Source organism: Thermophagus sp. OGC60D27, from assembly GCF_052400625.1.
Taxonomy (GTDB): Bacteria; Bacteroidota; Bacteroidia; order Bacteroidales; family Marinilabiliaceae; genus Thermophagus.
Window position 1 is genome coordinate 200,902 of the sequence record NZ_JBQTGH010000006.1, and the last position, 21,411, is coordinate 222,312.

The 21,411-nt window shown below is 44.1% G+C and carries 18 protein-coding genes; 9 read left to right on the top strand and 9 right to left on the bottom strand.

The features are described 5' to 3' along the window. The first annotated feature begins 243 nt into the window (after positions 1-243). From ACT29H_RS09140 to ACT29H_RS09175, 8 genes are all read left to right on the top strand, one after another. Entirely contained in the window at positions 244-969 is a 726-nt protein-coding gene (locus tag ACT29H_RS09140; protein ID WP_444821315.1) for a hypothetical protein, read from the top strand. Positions 970-1,263: 294 nt separating this feature from the next. Next, positions 1,264-3,723: a DNA translocase FtsK 4TM domain-containing protein gene (locus ACT29H_RS09145; RefSeq protein ID WP_444821316.1), complete on the top strand. Its 2,460-nt coding sequence runs from the start codon at positions 1,264-1,266 to the stop codon at positions 3,721-3,723. A gap of 49 nt (positions 3,724-3,772) precedes the next feature. Then, entirely contained in the window at positions 3,773-4,426 is a 654-nt protein-coding gene (locus ACT29H_RS09150) for a LolA family protein (RefSeq protein ID WP_444821317.1), read from the top strand. Positions 4,427-4,598: 172 nt separating this feature from the next. Further along, a complete protein-coding gene (locus tag ACT29H_RS09155; protein WP_444821318.1) occupies positions 4,599-5,534 on the top strand; it encodes an ATP-binding cassette domain-containing protein in 936 nt (311 codons plus the stop codon). A 13-nt stretch (positions 5,535-5,547) separates the two neighbouring features. Beyond that, a complete protein-coding gene (locus ACT29H_RS09160; RefSeq protein ID WP_444821319.1) occupies positions 5,548-6,270 on the top strand; it encodes an ABC transporter permease subunit in 723 nt (240 codons plus the stop codon). Positions 6,271-6,282: 12 nt separating this feature from the next. Then, entirely contained in the window at positions 6,283-7,788 is a 1,506-nt protein-coding gene (locus tag ACT29H_RS09165) for a GldG family protein (protein ID WP_444821320.1), read from the top strand. Next, positions 7,781-8,767: a DUF4340 domain-containing protein gene (locus ACT29H_RS09170; RefSeq protein WP_444821321.1), complete on the top strand. Its 987-nt coding sequence runs from the start codon at positions 7,781-7,783 to the stop codon at positions 8,765-8,767. Before ACT29H_RS09165 ends, ACT29H_RS09170 begins: the two co-directional genes overlap by 8 nt. Before the next feature lie 302 nt (positions 8,768-9,069). Further along, on the top strand, positions 9,070-9,297 hold the full coding sequence (locus ACT29H_RS09175; RefSeq protein WP_444821322.1) for a (2Fe-2S)-binding protein: 228 nt from the start codon (positions 9,070-9,072) through the stop codon (positions 9,295-9,297). A 62-nt stretch (positions 9,298-9,359) separates the two neighbouring features. Here the strand turns inward: ACT29H_RS09175 and ACT29H_RS09180 are convergent, their stop codons facing one another. The 9 genes from ACT29H_RS09180 to ACT29H_RS09220 all read right to left on the bottom strand — a co-directional run bounded on the left by ACT29H_RS09180 (position 9,360) and on the right by ACT29H_RS09220 (position 19,806). After that, positions 9,360-10,613 (bottom strand): sodium ion-translocating decarboxylase subunit beta, encoded by a 1,254-nt coding sequence (locus tag ACT29H_RS09180; RefSeq protein WP_444821323.1) that lies wholly within the window; start codon positions 10,611-10,613, stop codon positions 9,360-9,362. A gap of 61 nt (positions 10,614-10,674) precedes the next feature. After that, positions 10,675-11,100 (bottom strand): biotin/lipoyl-containing protein, encoded by a 426-nt coding sequence (locus ACT29H_RS09185; RefSeq protein ID WP_444821324.1) that lies wholly within the window; start codon positions 11,098-11,100, stop codon positions 10,675-10,677. 168 nt (positions 11,101-11,268) lie between these two features. Further along, positions 11,269-11,634 (bottom strand): OadG family protein, encoded by a 366-nt coding sequence (locus ACT29H_RS09190; protein ID WP_444821325.1) that lies wholly within the window; start codon positions 11,632-11,634, stop codon positions 11,269-11,271. A 10-nt stretch (positions 11,635-11,644) separates the two neighbouring features. Beyond that, positions 11,645-13,204, bottom strand: coding sequence for an acyl-CoA carboxylase subunit beta (locus ACT29H_RS09195; protein WP_444821326.1), 1,560 nt, complete (start codon positions 13,202-13,204; stop codon positions 11,645-11,647). A gap of 302 nt (positions 13,205-13,506) precedes the next feature. Continuing rightward, complete coding sequence (gene mce, locus ACT29H_RS09200; RefSeq protein WP_444821327.1) at positions 13,507-13,914, bottom strand: methylmalonyl-CoA epimerase; 408 nt, start codon at positions 13,912-13,914, stop codon at positions 13,507-13,509. A 910-nt stretch (positions 13,915-14,824) separates the two neighbouring features. After that, positions 14,825-15,601, bottom strand: a complete 777-nt coding sequence (locus ACT29H_RS09205; protein ID WP_444821328.1) for a LytR/AlgR family response regulator transcription factor — start codon at positions 15,599-15,601, stop codon at positions 14,825-14,827. A 170-nt stretch (positions 15,602-15,771) separates the two neighbouring features. Continuing rightward, positions 15,772-16,812 (bottom strand): sensor histidine kinase, encoded by a 1,041-nt coding sequence (locus ACT29H_RS09210; protein ID WP_444821329.1) that lies wholly within the window; start codon positions 16,810-16,812, stop codon positions 15,772-15,774. Between the two features lie 58 nt (positions 16,813-16,870). Next, complete coding sequence (locus ACT29H_RS09215) at positions 16,871-17,503, bottom strand: hypothetical protein (RefSeq protein ID WP_444821330.1); 633 nt, start codon at positions 17,501-17,503, stop codon at positions 16,871-16,873. A gap of 152 nt (positions 17,504-17,655) precedes the next feature. Continuing rightward, the gene (locus ACT29H_RS09220) at positions 17,656-19,806 is read right to left on the bottom strand and encodes a TonB-dependent receptor (RefSeq protein ID WP_444821331.1); all 2,151 of its coding nucleotides are present in this window, start codon (positions 19,804-19,806) and stop codon (positions 17,656-17,658) included. Between the two features lie 764 nt (positions 19,807-20,570). On the opposite strand from ACT29H_RS09220, the gene ACT29H_RS09225 reads away from it, so the two are divergent. Continuing rightward, positions 20,571-21,380, top strand: coding sequence for an SDR family oxidoreductase (locus tag ACT29H_RS09225; protein WP_444821332.1), 810 nt, complete (start codon positions 20,571-20,573; stop codon positions 21,378-21,380). Positions 21,381-21,411 lie beyond the last annotated feature (31 nt).

Sequence of the window (21,411 nt, forward strand, 5' to 3'; positions counted from 1 at the left end):
AAGTAATTTTTCCAATGACTGTTGTCATTATCCACAAAAGCAGAACTCGTTAAAGGAATCTATAATTCCTCAGATTGCGGATTCGGATTTTTGATGAGTAAAGCAAAAGATACCATGAGTGATGCCCGTAGTTTCATTTTTTTCCTTTAGTTTTGGAAAATACCCCTTACCTATTAAAAAAACAGCAACCATCCGCTTTTCTATAAGTGAATTTCATGACATAAGAACCCGGGGAAAGAATATATGAAGACACTAAGCAACAATCTTGGCAGAAGCTTTCTAACACTTTTTACCCTTTATTCATTGCTTTGCATCTTTGAAGGATGCGGAACAAAAAAGGAAAAGAGAAGCGATTTGAGTATGAATGAAGGAATTGTCAATTACACCATTTCCTATCCCTCTACAACCAAGGAAAAACCTTTTTCCTTTCTTTTACCGGATAAGATGATCTACTATTTCCGCCCGGGACAGGAACGCATTTCTTTTAAAGGAAATATGGGTCTTTACCAGCTTGATTTTATTTCTAACCATTCCACCGACAGTACCATTACTTTGCTAAAGATCATAAACAAAAAAGTGTTTGTCCCTTCCTCCGAGAGCCGTAAACTATTCATTTTTCAGAGTTTAAAAAACGGAACCCTCACCTTTGATTCGGACACCTCACGAACCATTCTGGGTTATCCCACTCAAAAAGCAATGATTCACCTCAACAACCGAATCAATACCGACATTGAAGTTTGGTATTGCCCACAAATTGCCAATGCCACCACAAATAAAAATACCCCATTCTCTCAGATTCCGGGAGTTATGCTTGAGTATTCGATCTATTTTAATGAGCTGTTGTTCTCACTTAATTCATCGCAAATAGAGAAAAAAAACCTTTCCGATTCGCTCTTCAAGGTCCCTGCCGACTACCAACCAACCACCATAAAAGAAATAGAACAAATCATTTCCGGGATCCTACATTGATTAATGATTTTTTATCAAAAATCTTCGGTGAAAAGGTGGCTCAATTTATTAATTTTGCAATCAGGATGTGCTTTTCGTGCCAATTATAGAAAACCATGGTAACAGGAATGGCAAGAAAGCGGATAACAGCATGTGCTGATCCTTCGGGAAAATGAGGATAATAAAACTTAGTCGTGCGCGTTCCATTTAACCGATGGCACGAGATTATATATTTACTAAAAACAGACACTCATTCAAGAAGTAGAAAGAGTTGAAACACTAAATATTTTGCCTGAAAACAACCAAAAACAAACCATGAGCACAGGACAAAAAAACAAGAAAGGGAAAAAAAGAAAAAAGTCAGGTCTTTCACAATGGGAAACCGGCTTCAAAAACTACAAATTCCGGTTTATTAGCGGAATGGCACTGGTATCCTTTTCTTTCTATCTTGCCCTGGCTTTCATGTCCTTTTTCTTTACCGGATTTGCCGACCGCAGTAAGTTCGACATTGATTTTTGGGAATTTATTCGTAATTCAGAAGTCACTGTGGAGAACTGGACCGGAAAAATGGGTGCCTGGTTGGCCAATACATTTATCAATGATTGGTTCGGAGTGGCGGCTTCCTCATTGCTCGTTTTATTATTTATGGCCGGTATAAAGTTACTGGGTGCCAAAGTCATGAAACTCTCCCACATTTTTATTCATTTAGCCTTAATAACTATTTGGCTATCGGTAACATTAGGCTTTCTGTTTATCGACTCGGTCAATGATCAATATCTATTGTTGGGCGGTGCTCACGGCTTTTTCATGAGTATGTGGCTTCAGGCTGCCATAGGTCGGGCAGGAATGTATATCCTGATTTTGCTGTCGTTAACTGCCTATCTCTCTTTCACCTTCGACGGATTTATCCCGTTTATTTTAAAACCCTTTCGAAAAAAAGGTTCATCGTCCTCCAATCCGGTGCCCGAGGTATCTAAGAATGAAGTCAATAATAATGCTGTTGTGGCTACAATAGAGGAACCTGAAGATGCCATTGAACCGATCATGCCCCAACCAGAAAAAGTGGAAATGCAACCGGCTACCATCCACGTAAATGAAAGTGAACAGGATGATACGCCAAAGGCTTCGACCTTTGAGAAGGAACTGGACCCCAAAAATACTGATCAAACACTGGAATATCAAGAAAACAAAGAAACACTGGAGCTTACCATCGAAAAGGCAGCCCATGAAGAGATGCTTCATCAAAACGAAGGTAAACCGCTTGGGGATTACGATCCCACGTTAGATCTCTCATCGTATGAGCTTCCCACGTTTGACCTTTTGGATGAACGTAGTTCCGATGTGGGACAAGTGGGTGAAGAGGAGCTAATCTCTAATAAAAACCGAATTGTAAAAACACTGGAAGATTACAAAATTGAGATTAGAAGCATAAAAGCCACCGTGGGGCCTACCATTACGCTCTACGAGATTGTCCCTGCTCCGGGAGTGCGCATCTCCAAGATTAAAAATCTGGAAGATGACATTGCTTTGTCTCTGGCAGCGCTTGGAATCCGTATCATTGCGCCTATACCCGGAAGGGGTACGATTGGTATTGAGGTGCCGAACTCGGAACCTGAAATTGTATCCATGAGGTCGATCATTACCTCCAAAAAGTTCCAAAACAGCAAATATGAACTCCCCATTGCTTTTGGGAAAACCATTAGCAACGAAACGTTCATGCTCGACCTGACGAAAGCACCACACATGTTGGTGGCAGGGGCTACCGGACAAGGTAAATCTGTGGGGCTCAATGCTATCATCACCTCCCTACTCTACAAAAAACACCCATCACAGTTGAAGTTTGTGTTGGTGGACCCCAAAAAGGTAGAACTTAGCATTTACAGTAAAATTGAAAAGCATTTTCTGGCCAAACTTCCCGATGAGGACGAACCTATCATTACCGATGTCCAGCGAGTGGTCAACACGCTTCATTCGCTCACCATTGAGATGGATCAACGGTACGAACTATTGAAAAAGGCACATGCCAGAAATATTAAAGAATACAATCACAAGTTTGTGAAACGACAGCTGAATCCCGAAAAGGGTCACCGCTTCATGCCCTATATCGTGGTCATTATCGATGAATTTGCAGATCTTATTATGACCGCAGGGAAAGATGTGGAAATGCCCATTGCGCGAATTGCACAGCTTGCCAGAGCAGTAGGGATCCATATGATTATTGCCACTCAACGGCCGTCCACGAATATCATTACAGGTGTTATAAAAGCCAACTTCCCCACCCGCGTGGCCTTCAAAGTGGCTTCGATGATTGACAGTCGCACCATTCTTGATTCACCGGGTGCCAACCAGCTGATTGGTCGGGGCGACATGCTCATCACCCAGGGCAGCGACCTCATTCGTGTACAGTGTGCCTTTGTGGACACTCAGGAAGTGGAAAAAATCAACGACTACATTGGTGCGCAACAAGGCTATCCCTCTGCCCTGATGTTACCTGAATACACCGGAAGTGAAAGTGAGGGTGCGGAACCGGGAGAAGTAGATCTCTCAAAACGAGATCCCATGTTCGAAGAGGCGGCCCGGGTGGTGGTAGCCAATCAGTCGGGATCCACCTCTCTCATCCAGCGGCGCTTCTCTATTGGTTACAATCGGGCCGGACGGATTATCGACCAACTGGAAGCGGCTGGCGTGGTTGGCCCCTTTGAAGGAAGCAAAGCCAGACAGGTCCTTGTTCAGGATGAATACGAATTGGAAAAAATTTTTAACGCCATAAGATGACTTTGGAACGGTAATTGATTAAGCACATGCAATAAAAATTTGACCAAAAATGAAAAAACTGTTTATTCCTGTTTTTGTACTTTCTTTTGCAACCCTAGTAATGTCTGCCCAAAGTCCCGAAGTTATTAAAGCCGGGAATATATTGGATCAAGTCAGTAAAATGATTCAATCCTGTAACTCCATTAAAGCTGATTTTACTTTTATCATGGAAAACACGCAGGCCGACATTTCCGATTCTCACCAGGGAACCATATTAATAGCAGGGGATAAATACAAAGCATCGGTGATGAATGTGGACAGTTATTATGACGGACAAACCCTTTGGACATATCTTAAAGAGGTGGATGAAGTCAATATTTCCAATCCTGACCCATCGGATGAGACAACCTTAAGCCCTTCTACCATTTTCAACCTGTCTAAAAAAGGGTTTCGCTATATTTTCGCAGGTGAAGAAACCCTTAAAGGAGAAAAAGTTAATATTGTGGATCTCTTCCCCGAAGAGAGAGACAAACCCTACTCAAGGATTAAAGTTTACATCAAGGTAAAAAATAATCACATCTCCAAAATCACCCAGATAGGTAAAGACGGTAACAACTACACTATAGATATTACCAGCATGGAAACCAATGTTCCATTTGATGCGGGCATGTTTGTTTTTGATCCTGCCAGTCATCCTAATGTAGAGATCATTGACATGAGGTAATACCAATTCCACGATGGATACGATTTTTGCTCTATCCGGGAATTGACAGCTTCAGCATTCCATTCCACCTATTTCTTAAGGAAAATATCACAGATCCCGGGCTTTAGATTTATTCTATTTCCCGGTTTTTTATGGCTTTTTGGATCATATAACCAATCAAAACATAATTGATATGGAAATCATAGTTAATGAGTTGAATCATTTTTACGGCCCTCAGAAGGCGCTTGATCAGCTCTCCTTCAAGGTTAGAACCGGGGAAATCCTTGGTTTTTTGGGGCCTAATGGTGCCGGGAAGACCACTACGATGAAGGCCATTACCGGTTATTTGACCCCTACCGAAGGGGATGTGCTGATTGATGGGATCAGTGTTACACAACATCCTGAAAAGACCAAGCAAACCATCGGGTATTTACCCGAAAACAACCCGCTCTACGGCGATATGCCGGTGATTGATTACCTCCTATTTGCCGGTAAACTGCAAGGACTGGAGGGCGATAAGCTCGTTGAAAGGGTTCGCGAAATGGTCAGAGTGTGTGGCCTTAATTCGGAAAAACACAAAAAAATCGGCGAACTGTCTAAAGGATATCGCCAACGGGTCGGGCTGGCTCAAGCCCTGATTCATGATCCACAAGTGCTGATACTGGATGAGCCAACCACCGGGTTGGACCCCAACCAAATCATTGAGATACGGGAACTTATTCGACAAATAGGAAAAGAGAAAACCGTATTGCTGAGTTCTCATATCCTCGCCGAAGTGGAAGCCACCTGCGACCGGGTACTTATCGTCAATAAAGGTCGTCTGGTTGCCGATGGCACACCTGAAGAACTAAGAAAACAAGCCAGCGGGCATGAAATCCTTCATGTCTCCATCGGTGGTGAGGAAGATAGCAATAAAGTGTTTAAAGCCCTGCAGGAAATTCCTCAGGTAGCAGTAGTAGATTTCCGCACCGATAAAAAAAGCGGATTCGAAGTACAAAGCAAGCCCGGTGAAAGTTCGGCCAAAAATATTTTCGATTTATGTGTTAGCAAGGGTTGGTATTTGACCGAGCTTACCCCCTTTGAGAAGAATCTTGAAGATATTTTCCGCGAAGTAACCAAAGAGCATTAAAACCATTAGATCTATGAATAAAATATTGATTATTACTTCAAAAGAATTCCGTAGCTACTTCGACTCCCTGATGGCATACATCATGTTGTTCATCTTTCTGGGACTGACAGGTTTCTTCACCTGGCTCTACGGAACCGACGTGTTTTATACCAATACGGCCAGTCTGGCTCCTTTTTTTCAAACCGCCTACTGGACGTTGTTCCTGTTCATCCCCGCCCTTACCATGAAACATATTGCGGAGGAGCTTAAAACAGGAACCATAGAGCTGTTGCTCACAAAACCCGTTTCCTACTGGCAGGTTATTGTGGGAAAATTCTTGGCCACATGGCTGTTGATTGCCGTCAGCCTGGCACTTACATTGCCTTGGTATATCACTCTTGCCAATCTGGGACCTATAGATCACGGAACCGTCATTACAGGGTATCTGGGGCTGTTGCTCATGAGTGGTACTTACATCAGTATCGGCATCTTTACCAGTAGTCTCACACAAAATCAAATTGTGGCTTTCCTCCTGGCTCTTATTGGAGGTATCTTTTTTCAAATATTATTCAGCATGCTGGCTTCCGTCTTTGATGGTACATTGGGCCACATCTTCGAATTCCTCGACCTGAGAGGACATTACGACAATGTAACAAGAGGTATTGTGGACAGCCGCGACTTTATCTATTTCCTGTCTGTCATCTTTGTATCACTTGCCGGTGCCGAAGCATCTTTACTAAAAAAGAACCTGAACTAAAGTTTGAATAATATGACAAAGTCAAAACTCAAAAATATATTATTGCTACTGACAGGTATTGTGATTCTGGTCAACCTGATCAGTGATAATCTTTATCTACGGTTAGACTTCACCGAAGACCAGCGTTACACTTTGAGTCAAAGTACCCTCGACATCCTGCGTGACCTGCAGGATCCGGTGACCGTTACCGCTTATTTCTCTGAGGATCTCCAACCTCAGTTCGATCGGATGCGACAAGACTTTAAAAACCTGCTCGAAGAATATGCCACCCGCTCCGATAACAAAGTGGTTTTTAGCTTTATTAATCCTAACGAAAGCGATGAACTGGAAAGCGAAGCCCAGCAAAATGGCATTCAGCCCCTGGTGATCTCTTCCCGTGAGAAAAACCAGGCCGTGCAAAAACGTGCCTATATGGGTGCTGTGATCAACTATGGCGAAGGTATTGAAGTGATTCCTTTTCTGGAGCCCGGGGCGCAAATGGAATATGCTTTAACCATGGCCATTAAAAAGATGACCATTCCTGAAAAACCACCTATAGGAATGATCTCTGGACATGGTGAACCGGGGATGGAAGAATTAAATGAAATCGTCTCCGAATTGCAGGTACTTTATGCCCCTGAAACCACCACTCTGGATGACTCCATTGATCTGGCAAAATACAAAGCCTTGCTTTGGATTCGACCCACCGACAGCATCCCTCAGGCACATCTCGACAAAATTGACGCGTATATGCAAACCGGCGGTGATGTAATTCTGGCCGTCAATAAAGTAGAGGCCAATTTTAACAGTGGCATGGGACAAGACCTGTATACCGGTATTTCCAACTGGCTGGAAAATCATGGGGTGAAAATCAACTCTGATTTTCTAATCGATGCCAATTGCGGAAGTGTTACCATAAGACAACAGCAGGGACCTTTCGTTATCAATACACCTGTTTCTTTTCCCTATCTACCGGTTATATCTCAGTTCGCAGACCATCCCGTGGGAAAGGGGCTAAGCGCTGTGATGCTTCAGTTTGCGAGTTCGTTGGAGCCGGCCGATTCAACCTACAATTTCATTCCTCTGGCCTTCTCCAGTCAAAAATCGGATCTACAAAAGGCCCCCACATTCTTTAACTTCCAGAGAGAGTGGAGCGAATCTGATTTTAGTCGGTCCGAAATCCCTGTGGCAGCTCTGGCGGAAAATAAAAACAACCAAGCTATGGGACGCATTATCGTCTTTTCCGACGGCGATTTTGTCATTAATGGCACAGGACAAGAGGCCAGACAATTACAACCCGACAACATTTCACTGTTCGTCAATGCCGTTGACTATTTAAGTGATGACACCGGGTTAATGCAACTAAGAACCAAAAGCATCAAACACAGACCATTGGATCAGATTGAGGAAAGCAAACAGACCTGGTTGAAGACGCTCAACTTCGGGTTGCCTCTTCTGCTGATCATTATTATTGGATTTGTTAGGTATCAGCAAAGTATTAATCTCAGAAACAAAAGAAGGGAGGAGAACTATGCTTAGAAAAATCAATGTCAAAACGCTGGCCATAACCTTCTTGGCCCTGGCTATTATATATGCCATTCAATTACTTACCGCCCCTAAAGGAACCGGCAACATGCCACAATCCATCACTTCCTTTGTGGCAGACGACTGCAACAAAATTGTCATCAATCCCAAAGGGATGGATAAACCGAACATTATACTGGAAAAAAGAAACAACAAAGAATGGTTCGTGGCCGAAGAAAATTCCAATAACGAATTTGCCGCCGATTCCAACGTGGTAAAAAATCTGCTGAGAACAATGAGTCAACTCTCGCCCATGCGTATGGCGACCCAAAACAAAGAACGCTGGAGCCAATTTGACGTTACCGACTCTGCAGGTATAGGCATTGCCTTCTACAACAAAAATGAGGTGCTGGCCGACCTTATTATTGGTCGCTTCACCTACACTCAGTCACCCATGGCTGCGCAAATGGCGCAACGAAATCCCTATATGCGTCAAAATCCGGGAACCATGAGTACCTATGTCCGCAATCGTGACGAATCTGAGGTGTATGCTGTGGAAGGATTCCTTAGTTCTTCGGTAGGCACAGAAGTGGCGCGGTTCAGAGACAAATCGTTTTTTGCCATGCAAAACGGGATCATTGAACCGGTTGAGTTTTCCTTCTCATTTCCCGGCGATAGCTCTTTTGTGCTCACCAAACAGGAGGATCATTGGAACATTGGTAATGTTAAGGCCGATTCGGCATCGGTGGCCAAATTCCTGAACGGCATTCGGAATTTAAGAGTTAGTTCTTTTGCCCCTAAAAAGCCTCAAAACCCCTCGCATAAGGTGGTTATTAAAGGTGAAAACGGGGTCGTTTCCGCCATCGAGGCCCTGTATGATAATGATTCTACCGTGATCTTTTCAAGCCAGTATCCCGATAATCTGGCGCTGGATAAAAATCATTATCTGTTCGATAAAATTTTCGTATCTAAAAATGATTTGCTGAAAGAGTAAGGCTCTTCTTCCACCCTTCTTGGGGTTAACGCGTCGTTGATAGCCGAAACTATGGATGAAGGATGTGGATAGAGTTCGAAAAAGCTCTGTGGAACCCGGGTGCTTCTACACAAATCAATGTGGTTGCTCAATTTTGGCCGGTTGCACAGAGCTTTTTTATTGATTACACTGTAAAGTTCTCACCTCGGTAAAAGCCTCCAACGAACCATCTATTTTCTGTTCTTTTAGCCCGAATTCTTCCCCCAACAGGACTAAAAAAGCGCAACCCATATTATCTTTGCCACCCAAAAACGCGTGATAAAATGACTCAGCTCATATGTATTTGCAATAAAGTAACGACTAAGGATGTCAAAAAAATACTTTCCCATCACCCCCATGCCGATTTGGAAGATATCATTCGAATAACATCTGCCGCCTCGTCCTGTGGCCGATGCAAGGGGGAATTAACCGCCTATGTGGAAAAAACAAAACAAGAAATATCGCAAAAAGACAATACGGGACAGCTGACACTTCCTTTCGACTTCTCATAAAAAAAGAGGCTTCCCGAAACCGGAAAACCTCTTTCTACAATCAACCAATTACTAATACGAAACTACATAAGGAAACTCAACATCATACCTGCTGCTACCGCCGAACCAATAACCCCCGATACGTTGGGTGCCATGGCGTGCATGAGCAGGTGGTTGGTAGGATCATTCTTAAGCCCTTCGTGCTGAACCACACGTGCGCTGTCAGGTACTGCCGACACTCCGGCTGCTCCAATCATCGGATTTATTTTATTCCCTTGACGCAGGAACAGGTTCATTATTTTGGCAAATAACAATCCTCCAGCGGTGGCTATAATAAAGGATGCAGCACCTAGAACAAAGATCTTGATAGATTCACTGGTCAAGAATACGCTGGCCTGGGTAGAAGCACCAACAGTGATCCCCAACAAAATCGTAACGATATCGATCAGTTTTGTTCGGGCCGTTTCTGCCAACCGTTCGGTCACACCACACTCCTTCATCAAATTACCGAAAAACAGCATCCCCAACAGAGGTAGCGCCGTAGGTGAAATAAAGAGAGTCAGCAATAGACCAATCAGTGGGAACAGAATCTTTTCTGTTTTGGAAACGGCACGCGGTGGTTTCATCTTTATCAGTCGCTCTTTCTTGGTGGTCATCAAACGAATGATGGGCGGCTGAATAACAGGCACCAAAGCCATATAGGAATATGCAGCAATGGCAATACTACCAATCAAATGAGGCGCCAATTTGGAAGAGGAAAAGATGGCGGTAGGTCCGTCAGCTCCCCCAATGATGGAAATCGCACCCGCTTCATGGATTTCAAAACCCATGGCCATAGCTCCTACAAACGTACCAAAAACACCGATCTGGGCAGCTGCTCCCAACAGCATCAAACGGGGATTGGAAATCAACGATGAAAAATCGGTCATCGCTCCAATTCCCAGAAATATCAGCGGCGGATAGACCCCCTTGAGCACCCCGAAATAGAGATAATTAAGTACTGAGCCCTCTTCATAGATTCCTATCTGGAATCCTTCTACAAACGGTATGTTTCCCAGCAAAATACCGGTACCTATCGGAACCAGCAATAGGGGTTCATAATTAAATCGAATAGCCAGAAAGATAAAAAATAATCCCACGGCTATCATGATCAGGTTTCCCGCGGTAACATTGGAAAATCCTGTATATTGCCAAAAAGTATGCAGCCCTTTAATCAAGGCACTGCCACTTTCCACATGGTCGGGCGTTACATCCTGGGCAGAAATAGTGCCTCCGGTAAACATCGAAACCATAAACAACAGCCCGACTACTGTAAATACTGTTACAAATTTTCTCACTTTAAACGATCTTTGGAAGAAGCTAAATAGCTCCGAGATTCAACAATCTGTAAAAAAGCTGTTATTCAATCACCATCAGCACATCGCTCTGAAGCACGGCATCGCCTTCTTTCACTTTAACCTCTTTCACGATACCGTCTTTGTCGGCCATGACATTGTTTTCCATTTTCATGGCTTCCATAATCAGAAGCGTATCACCTTTTTTAACGGCATCACCTTCTTTTGCCATTACTTTGAAGATGCTTCCCGGCAGCGGGGCAAGAATCTGATGGCCCCCGGCTGACGCCTTCTTAACGATGTGTCCTTCGCCGGGTTTAGGTTTTACCTCTTGACGAACCAGCTTCGGTGTTTTCACCTTTTTAACTTCCTGCTCTATTTCAATCGTATAAGGGGTACCATTCACTTCAACGGTCGCAATATTGTCTTCAATATCTTTAACGCTAACATGGTATTTGTTCCCGTTTATGGAAAAATCAAATTTTTTCATAGGTATAAATAAGTCTAAGTTTTTGCCCTAATGAAACTTGAATAATCGTATTGAAAGCATTCATTTCAGCCTGCAGGCCAAAATCACACTCGTTTCTCCCTGCCGGCTTGCCACTGCCACTACGTGCGCTATAAACACGCAGGGCCGCAGCTGATTATCCGTTTCATCCTATCTTTTTGGCGGTAAAACGTTATTAATATTATATATCTTCGAACTCCAGGGTGAATATCTTCTTTCTACCCGTTTGATGGTAATGATATTGCTCTCTTCATCATGCATCTCGTCAAAGTAGAGCGACAGAGCAAGACCGATCGCCGCATTCACTTCCCCGGCAATATATTGTTCTTCATCTCCCTGTTTTTCAACATATTTACCTTCTTTCTTCAACTTGCGCTTCATATGCATATCAAGCACTTTGGGCATTAATCGAAAGACAAATATCAGAAGTACCAGGGCTGTAAAGACCACGGAATAACCAACAACGGTGATCACCCATATCCGGGACCAGTTAACAGCATCTAATAAATGGATCATAATAATCTGTTTATAAAGGAATATTACTGTGTTTCTTAGGTGGATTGGTTAATTTTTTGGTCTGCAGACTTTGGAAACCGCGGATAATTCTGAACCGGGTATTTCGAGGTTCAATAACATCGTCGATATAACCATAGGATGCCGCCTGATAAGGATTGGCAAAAGCCTCTTTGTATTCTGCCTCTTTCTCAGCGACAAATTTCTTCCTCTCTTCAGGATCTTCGATTTTACTCAGTTTTCTGCCTTCCAATACTTCGATGGCTCCCGATGCCCCCATTACGGCAATTTCGGCCGAGGGCCAGGCATAATTCAAATCACCTCGCAATTGCTTACAGCTCATCACGTCGTGGGCTCCTCCATACGACTTACGAAGCGTTATGGTCACCTTCGGTACCGTGGCTTCTCCATAGGCAAACATCAGTTTGGCACCATGCGTAATAATTCCGGCATATTCCTGACCACTTCCGGGCAAGAATCCGGGAACGTCAACCAATGTCAGGACCGGTATGTTGAAGGCATCACAGAACCTTACAAAGCGTGCTGCTTTACGCGATGCATCGGTGTCGAGTACGCCCGCCAGAAAGTTGGGCTGATTGGCCACAACACCTACTGAGGCACCCCCCATACGGCAGAATCCTACAATAATATTCTTGGCATAATTGCGGTGTACTTCCAAAAACTCGCCATCATCCACAATGGTATAAATCACCTCCTTCATATCGTAAGGCTGGTTGGGATTATCCGGTATGATGGTATTTAAACTATCTTCTATACGATCGATGGGATCCTGGCATTCAACCAATGGCGGCTCTTCCAGATTGTTCTGAGGGAGATACGACAGAAGCTTGCGAATCAGCATAATGCCCTCTTCTTCATTTTCCAGCTCGAAGTGCGATACTCCTGATTTGGAGGAATGAACATGCGCTCCACCAAGGTCCTCTACGGAAATATCTTCTCCCGTAACGGTTTTAACCACTTTAGGACCGGTAACAAACATGTAACTGGTTTGCTGGGTCATCATGATAAAATCGGTCAGGGCCGGAGAATAGACAGCACCTCCTGCGCAAGGTCCGAAGATGGCTGAGATTTGGGGAACAACACCGGATGCCAGAATGTTACGTTCAAAGATCTCGGCATATCCGGCCAATGAGGTTACACCTTCTTGAATACGAGCGCCACCACTATCGTTGATGCCAATAACGGGTGCACCCACTTTCATGGCCATGTCCATCACTTTACATATCTTTTGTGCAAAGGTCTCCGACAGTGAGCCACCAAATACGGTGAAATCTTGTGCAAACACATAAACCACGCGACCGTCGATGGTACCATGACCCGTTACAACACCATCACCCAGAATTTTATTCTTTTCCATGCCGAAGTTGGTGCAACGGTGAGTCACAAACATGTCAAACTCTTCGAAACTACCATCGTCAAGTAGCATTTCGATCCTTTCGCGTGCGGTAAACTTACCCTTGCTGTGCTGGGACTCTATTCGTTTTTCTCCCCCGCCGAGCCGCGCCTTGTTACGCAGTTCAATTAAATGTTTTATTTTATCCTGATTCGCCATATTTTATGATTTTTGTTTGTTTCGACAATTCTTCAACTGATCGTTACTGTTTTGGATTCAAGACTCTTGAAAATCTGAACCATTTTACTCCGAATCTTGATCCTGACGACTTTTATATTTTCATGGATGTTTCTATCAATAGTCCGATAAACGATTCGTCACTTTGACCATTTTTTAGTTATCATTTCAAGGCCATGAATGAGGCCTTCCGGATGAAGCCTTAGCATTTACCGTTTCAGGCTGTAATTTACCGGACTATTGGTAATTTTTCAACATCAAAAAAATAAGGATCTCGCTGATCCTTATTTGGGTGCTTCACACAGTTCGGTCAATACCCCGAAAGTGGATTTGGGGTGTAAAAAGGCGATGTTAAGTCCTTCGGCACCTTTTCTGGGCTGTTTATCGATCAAACGAACGCCTTGTGCTTCGGCTCCTTTCAGTTTTTCATCCAAGCCTTCTACCGCAAACGCCATGTGATGAATGCCTTCACCTTTTTTCTCGATAAATTTTCCGATGGGGCCTTCGCTGTCGGTCGATTCGAGCAACTCTATTTTGGTTTGACCCACTTTAAAGAAGGCGGTTTTAACTTTTTGATCAGCCACTTCTTCTACTGCATAACATTTTAATCCGAAAACCTTTTCGTAAAATGGAATGGCTTCGTCAAGACTCTTTACGGCAATGCCGATGTGTTCAATATGTGTTGGTTTCATATCAATATTATTTATTATACATCAATATTCCCATTAGATTATTTAATAATTCCTTGACAAACAACTCATTAATCCTCCTTCCCTTCTCCTCATCCCCCAAAAACTTACGATCCAACAGTAAGGATTAATGAACCTTTGATTTTCAAGATTAAACAAAACCTTCTTCTTTTTCAGGGCCACATTTCCAATTTTGTTTGAAACGCCCAGAACCTTTATAAAGAAAATTTTCCGCAAAAGTAGCAGAATTAAAACACTATTGCTATAAATTAATCAAGAAAAAAAGGGTGTTTTACAACAGGTCTTGAGGGTTACAACCCCATCCTTCTCCTCTTTTTTTTGTTGATGACCTTTGGGGCTGAAGATTCACCCGATGCGCTCGTGAAGAGGCCTAAGGTTAATGTTTCCGCCTTTTGATGCGCCAGCCTGCTTCTCAATTGTTTCTTTTCGCTTTTCCCGCTGATATCTAAGGAATATCCTCTATTATAAAATCCAAAGCTGCCAGAGAAAGGAAAAGGATACGATACACGATTGTTCCAACTTTCGAAATAACAGTTTTACTTTTTTCTTTATGGCTGGAACAAACTGTTTGTTCTGATGAAATTTTTTTTTTCTAATTCTATCCAACACTTCTGTAGAAAATGGGTATCCAGGTTCATTGGAAAGCAATTCCCATAACCATTGGAAAGCGATTCCCATTACCATGGGAAAGGGATTCCCATTACCGTGGGAAAGCGATTCCCATTATCGTGGGAAAGCGATTCCCATTACCGTGGGAAAGGGATTCCCATTACCGTGGGAAGACGATTCCCATGGTTCATGAATGGTTGAAGAGTGAGTTAAAAAAAAGAGATTTTAAAGGAAGGAGGGCCTCCCCCAAAGACCTGCGTAGATGTGTGGTTGAATGGAGGCACTAACCGGCATTTTCCAGCCAATCCTTGAAAGATTTAATCCGGTCGCGACTAACCACAATATCGCGTGTTTCCCTGTCGGTTTTCACCTTTATTTTAAGACGGTAATTACCAAATGAAACAATATCGCCCAGCGAATCGATATGGACCATATCCTTGCGGCTGGTTCGAAAAAACCGAAAGGGATCCAGTTCCTTTTCCAACTGGTTGAGCGATTGATCCAGAAAATAGATTTTCCCCTGGCGCGTCAGTAAATAGGTCGCCTTATCTTCGCTGTAGAAACAGGCCACATTTTCGGTTTTGAGCACCTTGATATGCTCTCCCACGCTCACCACAAACCGTTGCCGATATTTCTGTCCTCTGTCAATCATTTGAGCCATGGTTTGCACCATGCGGGAAAAACCATCCGAAGGAAAAGAGGACTGATGTAACCTTTTAAATTTCTCCAAAGCCTGCTTTAGCTCATGCTTATCGATAGGTTTAAGTAAATAGTCTACACTATTCACTTTGAACGCTTTAATAGCAAACTGATCGTAGGCCGTTGCGAAGACTACCGGAAACGCTATTTCTACCTTTTCAAAAATATCGAAGCTGGTGCCATCCCCCAATTGAATATCGAAAACCCCAAGATCGGGCGCAGAATGTTGCTTGATCCACTCAACGGCAGAGGTGACCGAAGCACATGTGCCAACCACCTCTGCCGAGGGGTCTGTCTGACGAAGCATTTCGGCAAGATGCGTGGCGGCAAAAGGTTCATCTTCCACTATCAGGATAGTCATGCGGTGGTTGGTTATGAGTTTTTCGTTTCGATGTTTTATTTAAAAAGAAATTTGTTTTGGGTTATGGGATGGTTGTGATAAATATACGAATATCTGAAAATATACCATGCCCGAAAGGCGAGGGCAAAACGTACACGGGACTTTCTCTGCCCCTTCTTCTGGGGGTCGATTTATGGTCCCTCAAAGTTTTTAATCAACGGAATCCTGACCTCAAATATACCATCCTCATGAATAATGTCAATTTCTTTACCGGTCAGAAAGCGATATCGTCCTCTGACATTCTCCAACCCGATATTCAACGATTCCACGCCATTATTGGAGGCATATCGGGTATTCTTCACCACCAGGGTTTCGGCCTGCTTTGATACACTGATATGCATGGGCTTTTCGAGGGAAAAGATATTGTGCTTAAAGGCGTTTTCCATTAACATCTGAATGGAAAGCGGAACAACCGAATAGTTGGCAAGATCTTCCTCCGGCAGCGAATAATGAAAGGCGTTTCCAAACCGCATCTCCTGCAACCACAGATACCGGGCTGTTAGTTGTAATTCCGCCTCAACGGTCACCAGGTCGCTGTCTTGCATCTCCAGAATACTTCGATACATGCCGGCAAGGTTGTACAAAAATTGTTTTGAAGTTTCGCTGTTTTGATCAATCAGCGAAGCTGCTACATTGAGGCTGTTGAAGAGAAAGTGGGGATTCACCTGACTCTTCAACACCTCATATTTGGCCGTTAAGGCTTCCCGCTTCAGCGCTTCCCGTTTCTGGACTTCTGCCAGCCAGTCCATAAAAAACGAGCGGGCATAGAACCACAAGGTTATGATGTAGAGAATGACAAATTCTGTTACCCATATTACGGGATAGGTTTTCAGAAACAGCCCAAAGGGCATACCCTGAATCAGTGAAAACCAAAACCAGTTGGTGAAGAATATGACCATCCCCGAATAAATGGTGGTAATGAAAAAGGCTATCAACACGCTTTTCACCGGACGGGTTTGCCACGATACAAAACGTGATATGCCAATATTATACAAATAACCGTTGAAAAATAAACCATAGCCCAGCATGATGGAATAGCCCAAATTTTGGATAACGGCCATGGGATGACGCAGGCACTGAGGACACATAATCCATTGAAACACAAATCCGATCAGCATGGATACTAAGCCATACGATAAAAACACCAATACCGGATACTTCTTTTTTGTCATTGCCAAAAGTAAGATGATGGATACTAAATAATGGTTGATGGGTTACGGTGAATGCTTTTTAGGGTTTTATTTTTTCTATTTGTTGGGCATTGATTTCTTCTCCCCAGTCGGGCCAGAGCGCGTGGGGCGCCTCAAATGACTGAAACAACCTGGCGGCTTTTTCATACAGTGGCCGTGCCTTTTTTTCGCCTCCACCAAACATGGCCGGGGTATACAGAACATTCTGCGCTTTACAAAACCATAGTCGGGGATTGTTGGGATTGAGTTTTTCTGCCTGTGCAAGGGCTTCATTGGAAAGCATGGAATACTTCATTCCCCGGGTTGGTGTGGTGATGCGCATGGAATGAATGAGTCCTTGCAATACATACAGCTCAGACTCATCAGGGGCCAGTTTGAGTGCTTTGTTGAGCATTTCCTGGGCTTTATCCAGCTGTCGGTCGGTCTCTTCCGTATCCTCAAAAATAGAAAAAGTAATGGTGACATAAGAATATGCGGCATAATAATACGGTATCCATTTCTCTTTTTCGGCTTCCCCAATGCGGTAGAACTTGGCTGCAAGGGTCTCTAATTCCGATGATGAGGAACTTTGATACATTTTGTCAATGTTTTCTTTCATCACCGTTTCATAATTTCCGGCGCTTGACAGTGAGGCTGATAGCACTACAACGATGGTTAATAAGATGGTTTTCATGGCTTATAGTTTTTTTTGTTAATAATGAGAAGATTTATGGCTCTATTTTTAGAGGTAAGATTTAAAGTAAGTTAGATTTAAGTATTAAGATTGATAGATAAACAATTGTTTTGATGTAAGACCAATAAATACAACAGCTCTTGTAAAGGGATTTAGTTAATGGATATAAACACCCCCAGAAACACGAATTGTTTGACGTCGGAACGGATGGTAACAAGCTTAGGGTCGCCATCGTCGATAGCCAAAGGAATTCTTCGATATCCCAACACATTATCGCGTCCCAACACATTGGAAAAACTAAGGTGTACAATGGTTTGATTTCCCAATATGCCGGTGAGGTAACTCATATTAACGCCTATTTCACTGTAATTGGGTGACGTATGTGCCATAAACTGGGCGTCACCCGGCTGATGATAGGGGCGCCCCGAATTCCATGACCAGGAGGCACCAATCTGAGTTCTGAGGGGTATGATGAAATGTTTGGCAACGACATTTAATGTGTGCGGGGCAATAAATTCGGGTTCTACTTTTAGGGGATAGTCCAGAAACTTTCGTTTGGAAACAATCAATGAATAGGAAACCCAATAGTCGGTATGGTCAAAAAGCGTTTTGTCGCGAAAAAATAAATCAATCCCTTTGGCATACCCCTCTCCACCATTGGCAAAAGGAACAAATTGGGCAAATTGGTTATATTCTCCCGTAACCAATCGACGATACTTTTTATAATACGCTTCGGCCCGGAACAGACGCCGGCTCAGTTGTCCCGTTTGCAGCCCCAGGATAAAATGTTCGGCCTTCTGCATCTCTATAGAAGGGTTGTACTTCAAAAAATCGGATGGTACCGCCTGGTAATAATGGCCCCACGCCATGGAGATGGTGGTGTTCTCGCCTGTTGCAAACGCCATCGCTGCACGTGGCGACCAGTGGTATTCTCCCGTGCGAGACGAATGTTCGAAGCGTATGCCCGGCCTGAACGCCAGGGCGTTGGAAAGCCGCCACTCTCCTTCTGCAAAGGCTGCAACAAGGTGGTCGTGAACATCAGAATTTTGGGCCAATGCCCCTCCTTCCTGAAGGTATTCCTCATTAAATTGGTTGAACTGCCACGTTGTACCGTAAGTCAACTTCAACCCTGATTCTGCCCGGGTAATGAGTTTTAGTTTTCCTTCCGAGATCCACTCTTTGGTATCTACGTTATGAATACCGGCCCTCATATCCTGATGATCGAAAGTAATGGAAGCCCCCACTTTGAGAAGCGTCTTGTCGGAAACAGGTGTATTAAAGGTTGTGTTTGAATAAAGGTTTCCACCCGCTTCATCGATAGTAATTTCTCCTCCCGAACCGTCGTTGGTACGAAATGATTGACCTCCGTAATCGCCCGCCACAAACGACTTAAACAGGTTGCCATGGTCGCCTTTATGCCGGTAGATCAAGTAGGCATTGCCCGACTCGACGGGTTGGTCCCAGTCAATACGATTATGGGCAAAATGGTTAAAGGGCCCGAAATTGTAATACCCCATGCCGGCCGAGAAGGAACGGTTGCCGGATGCCAGGGTTTTTGACACTTCGCCTCCAATGTTCATAAGCGACAGACTGGTCAGCTCTTCGAGGGCCACCCCCGACGATTCGAGAACCAGCACCGATGATAGCGCCTGCCCGTATTCGGCCGAATAACCACCGGTACTAAAAAAGACCCCTTCGAACAACGACGGCGCAAACCGACCGCGAGTAGGCAAATCGGGCACCTTCGAATAGTATGGTTTGGCGGCCAGCATACCATCCATAAGCACTTTTGTTTCGCCGGCATCACCCCCTCGCACCATCAACCGTCCGTCATCCGCAGCAATCTGCGTTCCGGGAAGGGTCTTTAAGGCGGCTCCTATATCGCCCATGGAACCCGCCGTTGTATAAATATCGAGCGGGGTCATTACGGCTGCCCGTTTTCGGTCACCCGCCTCAAAACTACCGGCAGTAATGGTTACCGCCTTCAAACTTGTAATACTTTCTTTCATCCTTATATTGACAACACGATGGGTGTCGGGTGCTATTTCCATCTCGCGATTCTGGTATCCAACAAAACTAAATACCAAAACAAAAGGTTGATCGCCATCTACCGCCAGGGTATAACTGCCATCAGCACCGGATGTGGTGCCATCGTATTCTCCTTTTACATATATATTAACTCCCGTCAATGGTTCTCCGGTTCGATGGTCGGTTACCACACCATTTATCCGGGTTTGCCCCATCAGAGGGGTCGCCGTTAGCCCACCTGATACCAGAAACAACAGAAACAACTTTTCCTTCATGATTTACCAAAAATAAATGCTGTTAAACGTTTGATTGTTAATACGTGAATGCAAATTCACTGGATTTCGGAATATTAGTATGTCAAGGCTTGGATCATTAATTTTTACTTCCCGAAATTCATATAACAAATTTGGACCGGTAAACGCCATAAAGCAAAAAAGAAAGGACAAGTGGAGAAAATAAGCCGACCAACGGGAATATGCACCGACAAGCAGGGAAAACAACAAGCATCTGAAGAGAAGCTCCCCATTCATTCGTATAAATTTAAGTTATGTCGCGGGCCATATGGATCGCACTTGATGGATCGTTCTTAGTTTACAGTTCTTAGTTGCTAGTTCTTGGTGAAAAGTCCATCGTTATTAACTGCCAGCCTAATGGTTCTAATAGTTGGTCGCTCCAGTAATCTGACTCTTTTGTGGCCATCCCTCATGGTTGGGCGGCAATACTGAAAATTACTTAAATCCCCGCCTGCCTGCTCTCTTCTCCATCCTGCCTCTACACTATATGCTCCTTCTGGTTGTGACAACCGTAAAATGGTCAGGCCCGCTTCTTTTATTTATAACATCAGACGCCCATGGCCACGGAAAAAAGGAAGGTCACAACGTCCCTGTACTTCACCTGCTCTTTACTATAAATCACCAACTTATGGAATAACATTCAAAATAAACCGAACCATTAAGAATATTTAAACCATACAAAAACCCTGAGCTGTTTCCATGTTTCGGCAAAAAACGTCATTTTTGCACCACATATTCCAAAAACAATGAAAGACAAAGTCATAATAATTACGGGGGCCTCCTCAGGTATAGGACGGGCGTGTGCCTATGAATTTGCCGGACGAGGTGCCAAACTTGCGCTGGCAGCGCGTAACGCCGACAAACTGAAAGAAATAGAACAAACAATGACCGGTCAAGGGCACGAAGTGTTGGTGGTGCCCACCGACGTCAGCCGGGAAGAAGACTGCCAAAACCTGATACAACAAACCGTTGAAAGGTATGGTAAAATCGATATCCTGATCAACAATGCGGGGATCTCCATGCGAGCGATTTTTGAAGAGGTGGATTTAAGTGTTTTGAAACAATTAATGGACGTTAATTTCTGGGGTACTGTTTATTGCACCAAATATGCGTTACCCTATCTGCTGGCTGCTAAAGGATCGGTGGTAGGGATCTCCTCCATCGCCGGCTTCATAGGGTTGCCGGGCCGAACCGGTTATTCGGCTTCCAAATTTGCCATGCACGGTTTTTTACAGACCCTTCGTACCGAAAACCTCAAAAAGGGGTTGCATGTACTCATCGCGGCGCCCGGCTTCACGAGTACCAACGTTCGTAAATCGGCACTCACTGCCAACGGAGCGCAACAAGGCGAGACGCCTCGGGCCGAAGAGAAAATGATGAGTGCCGAAGAGGTAGCCCGTCATCTGGCCCATGCCATCCGCAAACGAAAGAGAACCCTCGTTCTGACCTTTGTGGAAGGAAAACTAACGGTGTTCCTAAGCAAATGGTGGCCTTCGTTGATCGAAAAGTTATCGTATCACCACATGGCAAAAGAACCGGACTCTCCCTTTAAGTAAGCACTCACATGGCCGGGTCGAAATCATGCAT

Bases quoted from the DNA above. Each gene is read 5' to 3' on its own strand.
- ACT29H_RS09220 (WP_444821331.1), bottom strand. From the start codon at position 19,806: ATGAAGGAAAAGTTGTTTCTGTTGTTTCTGGTATCAGGTGGGCTAACG.
- ACT29H_RS09145 (WP_444821316.1), top strand. From the start codon at position 1,264: ATGAGCACAGGACAAAAAAACAAGAAAGGGAAAAAAAGAAAAAAGTCA.
- mce (WP_444821327.1), bottom strand. From the start codon at position 13,914: ATGAAACCAACACATATTGAACACATCGGCATTGCCGTAAAGAGTCTT.
- ACT29H_RS09225 (WP_444821332.1), top strand. From the start codon at position 20,571: ATGAAAGACAAAGTCATAATAATTACGGGGGCCTCCTCAGGTATAGGA.
- ACT29H_RS09140 (WP_444821315.1), top strand. From the start codon at position 244: ATGAAGACACTAAGCAACAATCTTGGCAGAAGCTTTCTAACACTTTTT.
- ACT29H_RS09170 (WP_444821321.1), top strand. From the start codon at position 7,781: ATGCTTAGAAAAATCAATGTCAAAACGCTGGCCATAACCTTCTTGGCC.
- ACT29H_RS09205 (WP_444821328.1), bottom strand. From the start codon at position 15,601: ATGACTATCCTGATAGTGGAAGATGAACCTTTTGCCGCCACGCATCTT.
- ACT29H_RS09175 (WP_444821322.1), top strand. From the start codon at position 9,070: ATGACTCAGCTCATATGTATTTGCAATAAAGTAACGACTAAGGATGTC.
- ACT29H_RS09160 (WP_444821319.1), top strand. From the start codon at position 5,548: ATGAATAAAATATTGATTATTACTTCAAAAGAATTCCGTAGCTACTTC.
- ACT29H_RS09195 (WP_444821326.1), bottom strand. From the start codon at position 13,204: ATGGCGAATCAGGATAAAATAAAACATTTAATTGAACTGCGTAACAAG.
- ACT29H_RS09215 (WP_444821330.1), bottom strand. From the start codon at position 17,503: ATGAAAACCATCTTATTAACCATCGTTGTAGTGCTATCAGCCTCACTG.
- ACT29H_RS09190 (WP_444821325.1), bottom strand. From the start codon at position 11,634: ATGATCCATTTATTAGATGCTGTTAACTGGTCCCGGATATGGGTGATC.
- ACT29H_RS09155 (WP_444821318.1), top strand. From the start codon at position 4,599: ATGGAAATCATAGTTAATGAGTTGAATCATTTTTACGGCCCTCAGAAG.
- ACT29H_RS09165 (WP_444821320.1), top strand. From the start codon at position 6,283: ATGACAAAGTCAAAACTCAAAAATATATTATTGCTACTGACAGGTATT.
- ACT29H_RS09210 (WP_444821329.1), bottom strand. From the start codon at position 16,812: ATGACAAAAAAGAAGTATCCGGTATTGGTGTTTTTATCGTATGGCTTA.
- ACT29H_RS09150 (WP_444821317.1), top strand. From the start codon at position 3,773: ATGAAAAAACTGTTTATTCCTGTTTTTGTACTTTCTTTTGCAACCCTA.
- ACT29H_RS09185 (WP_444821324.1), bottom strand. From the start codon at position 11,100: ATGAAAAAATTTGATTTTTCCATAAACGGGAACAAATACCATGTTAGC.